Below are 3,908 nucleotides of genomic sequence, written 5' to 3'. Positions count from 1 at the left end.
TCGCTAGGCCAGGCATTGCAGATGGAGTACGCGCTAAGCCTGAATTGCTGTCGCCACCCGGAGCTCGCCGAAGGCGTCCGTGCCCGCTTGATCGACAAGGACAATAGGCCAGGTTGGCATTGGCCGGACGCCCACCACGTTCCGCCAGCGGTGATCGAGGCGCACTTCGAGCCGACCTGGGAAGGGGATCACCCACTGACCGGCCTGGCCTGAATGCCCTCTCATCACCGATAGTAGTGCTGGCGGCCGCCCCTATCGTAATGCGGCCGTAGCCGATGATCGCGCCCATCCCTGATCAACGGCGGACGCTGCTGGCGATGTTCCTGACGCCAGTAGCCACGTCGTTCGAAGCCGCGATGGCGGTCGTAGTATTGCGGCGGAAGCTGACTCTGATAACGCGGCGGCAGGTTGCGCGGGTACTGCGGATAGTGGGAATAAGGGCTTCGCGGGTCGTATTGATGCGGACGGTTGTGCTGACGATAGTCCCGGTCATAGTGTCGCGGCCCCGGATTGTAGTAGCGCGGACTCTCCGCCTGGAAGACCCAGACGCCGTCTCGCCGCTCCGCATGGGCCTGCAGGCTCATGCCCAGGCCGACACAGAGCAGAATAAGCAGTGAAGAACGAATGCTCATGGAAACCACCTCCGATGGCGTCACAGGCTTCGATTCATCAGACCACAACCGTGAGACAGCTGCAGAAACAGCGGACAACCGGCAGCTCTGACACGACGTCATGCGTCGTGCGAGGACCGCGACGGGCCGCCGCACCTTGTATGGCTGCCGCTGCTTCCCGATAATAGCGGCCCTTTAGCCCCACGGCTCTCGCAGAGCGGACGGAACGGGAATAGACCCTAGATGACCGAACTCGCCCTGATCATGGTTAGCGCCATCCTGGTCAACAATTTCGTGCTGGTGCAGTTCCTCGGTCTGTGCCCGTTCATGGGCGTCTCGAAGAAGATCGAGACCGCCATCGGCCTGTCGCTGGCCACCACCTTCGTGCTGACGCTTGCTGCCATGTGCAGCTACCTCGTCCAGCAGTATGTGCTCAAGCCGCTGGACCTCGAGTTTCTACGCACCATCAGTTTCATTCTGGTGATCGCGGTGACCGTTCAGTTCACCGAGATGGTGGTGAACAAGACCAGTCCGCTGCTCTACCGCGTACTCGGCATCTTTCTGCCACTGATCACCACCAACTGCATCGTGCTCGGCGTGGCGCTGCTCAATGCCAACAAGGCCGAATTCACCTTTCTCACCGCCACCGTCAACGGCTTCGCCGCGGGGCTGGGCTTTTCCCTGGTGCTCGTACTGTTCGCCGCCATGCGCGAGCGCATCGCCATTGCTGACGTGCCGAAGTCGTTCCAGGGCGCCGCGATCGGCATGGTCACCGCCGGCCTGATGTCGCTGGCATTCATGGGCTTCACCGGGCTGATCAAGCTATGAGCGCAGTCGTCATAGCGATCCTCGCCCTGCTCGCCCTGTGCTTGCTCGGCGGCGCCATCCTCGGTTTCGCCGCTGTGCGCTTTCGTGTCGAAGGCGATCCGATCGCCGAGCAGATCAATGCCCTGCTACCACAGACCCAATGTGGCCAGTGCGGCTATCCGGGCTGCAAACCCTACGCCGAAGCCATTGCCGGCGGCGACAAGATCAACAAGTGCCCACCGGGCGGCGAAGCGACCATCCAGGCCCTGGCCGATCTGCTCGATGTCGAGGCGGAGCCGCTGGATGCCGAGGGTGGCGAAAAGCCGCAGATGGTCGCCTACATCCGTGAAGCCGAGTGCATCGGCTGCACCAAGTGCATCCAGGCCTGCCCGGTTGACGCCATCGTCGGTGCCGCGCGGCAGATGCACACCGTGATCATTTCCGAGTGCACCGGCTGCGACCTGTGTGTCGAACCCTGCCCGGTGGACTGCATCGACATGATCGAAGTCGGCAGCAACCTGCAGAGCTGGAAATGGAACCGGCCGCTGGCGCCCGGCCAGCTGATCGCAACTGATCGGGAGCAGGCCGCATGACCGCACTGAAGATCTGGGACATCCACGGCGGCATTCATCCGCCGGAACACAAGGATCTGTCCAACCGCACCCCGATCCAGCCGGCCCCGCTGCCCAAGCGCCTGGTCCTGCCACTGACGCAGCACCTCGGAGCGCCGGCCGAGCCCTGCGTCACTCTTGGCGAACGGGTACTCAAAGGTCAGCAGATCGCTGTCGCCAGCGGGTTTGTCAGCGCGCCGCTGCATGCTCCTACCTCCGGACTGGTCAGCTTCATCGGCCCGCAGCCCTACCCGCATGTATCAGGCATGCTCGCCAACGCGATCGTCATCGACAGCGATGGCGAAGACAAATGGATCGACCTGCATCCGCAGCCGGATTACCGTGAACTCGAGCGCCCAGCCCTGCTCGAGCTGATTCGCCAGGCCGGCATCAGCGGCCTCGGCGGCGCCGGCTTCCCCACCGCTGTGAAGCTCAGCCCCCCGCCGACCCAGACGATCCGCACGCTGATCATCAATGGCACCGAGTGCGAGCCCTACATCACCGCCGATGACCTGCTGATGCGTGAAAAGGCGGCCGAGCTGGTCGCGGGGATCGAGATACTCGCGCACCTGATTCAGCCGCAAGAGGTACTGATCGGCATCGAGGACAACAAGCCCGAAGCGATCGCCGCAGTGCGGGCTGCCATCGGCGAGCGCCCCTTCACGTTGAAGGTCTTCCCGACCAAGTATCCGTCCGGCGGCGAAAAGCAGCTGATCCAGATTCTCACCGGAGAAGAGGTTCCCAGTGGCGGCTTGCCGGCGGATATCGGCATGCTCTGCCAGAACGTTGGAACCTGCGTCGCCATCCACGACGCCGTGCTCCTCGGCAAGCCGCTGATCTCGCGCATCACCACCCTGACCGGCGAGGCGCTGGCGCGGCCGATGAACGTCGAGGTGCTGATCGGCACCCCCGTGGATGAACTGCTGGCCTTCGCCGGTCTCGATCAGCACAGGCTCAACCGTCTGATCATGGGCGGCCCGATGATGGGCTTCAGCCTGCCATCCCTTGAGGTGCCGGTGGTCAAGACCACCAACTGCCTGCTGGCGAGCACGCTGGAAGAGCTGCCGCCACCGCCGCCCGCTCTGCCGTGCATCCGTTGCGGAGAGTGCGCCGAGGCCTGCCCGGTCAGCCTGCTACCGCAGCAGCTGCATTTCTTTGCCCTCGGCCAGGAGCATGAGCAGCTCAAGGCCCATAACCTGTTCGACTGCATCGAGTGCGGCGCCTGCGCCTACGTCTGCCCCTCCAACATCCCCCTGGTGCAGTATTACCGCGCTGCCAAGGGTGAGATCCGCGAGCTGGAGCAGAAGCAGCAGAAGGCCGAGCACTCCAAACAGCGCTTCGAGCTTCGCCAGGAACGTCTACGGCGCGCCGAAGAACAGAAGGAAGCCGAACGCAAGGCCCGTGCCGAACGTGCGGCACGCGCCAAGGCGGCGCAAAGCGAGAGCGGCCCGACCGCGACCACAGCCGAGACGGCGGCCCCGGCACAGAAGACCAGCCTTTCCGAAACGCAGAAGAAACTTAAGATCGAGGCCAGCATGGCCCAGGTCGCCCTGAAGAAAGCCGAGAAGCAGCTGGCCACCCATGCCACTGCCGAGCTGGAAGCCCAGGTTGCCGATCTGCGCAACGCCGCCGAGGCCGCGCAGCGTGCGTTGGATGCCGCCATGCAGACGGACTCCGCTCCGCCCGCCACTGCGCCAGGGCCAGACGATGCCGTTGCGAAAAAAGCCAAGATCGAAGCCGCCATGCTCAAGGCACAGATTCGCAAACTGGAGAAGGTCGAAACGCCGGACGACGACCAGCAAGCCGAACTCGCCCGTCTACGTCAGCAGCTGAACGACGCCGAACAGGCGCTGACCGCCGCGCAGAGTGCAGCGCCCGC

5 protein-coding genes are annotated in these 3,908 nt (G+C 63.9%); 4 read left to right on the top strand and 1 reads right to left on the bottom strand.

Translation table 11 applies throughout. The features are described 5' to 3' along the window. The coding region (locus LO50_RS23805) for an enoyl-CoA hydratase/isomerase family protein (RefSeq protein ID WP_161794509.1) at positions 1-213 on the top strand (213 nt) is incomplete at its 5' end. A gap of 11 nt (positions 214-224) precedes the next feature. Here LO50_RS23805 and LO50_RS23800 read toward each other — a convergent pair. Then, a complete protein-coding gene (locus LO50_RS23800; protein ID WP_041014729.1) occupies positions 225-632 on the bottom strand; it encodes a hypothetical protein in 408 nt (135 codons plus the stop codon). Positions 633-854: 222 nt separating this feature from the next. Between LO50_RS23800 and rsxA the strand changes: the two genes are divergently transcribed. The 3 genes from rsxA to rsxC form a co-directional block, all read left to right on the top strand. Continuing rightward, complete coding sequence (gene rsxA / locus LO50_RS23795) at positions 855-1,439, top strand: electron transport complex subunit RsxA (protein ID WP_003282096.1); 585 nt, start codon at positions 855-857, stop codon at positions 1,437-1,439. Next, positions 1,436-2,011, top strand: a complete 576-nt coding sequence (rsxB, locus tag LO50_RS23790) for an electron transport complex subunit RsxB (RefSeq protein WP_003302265.1) — start codon at positions 1,436-1,438, stop codon at positions 2,009-2,011. The genes rsxA and rsxB overlap by 4 nt, the downstream gene beginning before the upstream one ends. Beyond that, the coding region (gene rsxC / locus LO50_RS23785; protein WP_044316591.1) for an electron transport complex subunit RsxC at positions 2,008-3,908 on the top strand (1,901 nt) is incomplete at its 3' end. The genes rsxB and rsxC, both read left to right, overlap by 4 nt.

The sequence above is a fragment of the Stutzerimonas stutzeri genome, assembly GCF_000935215.1.
Lineage (GTDB): Bacteria > Pseudomonadota > Gammaproteobacteria > Pseudomonadales > Pseudomonadaceae > Stutzerimonas.
The sequence above is the reverse complement of the archived record's forward strand: the minus strand, read 5'-3'. Positions and strand labels throughout refer to the sequence as shown.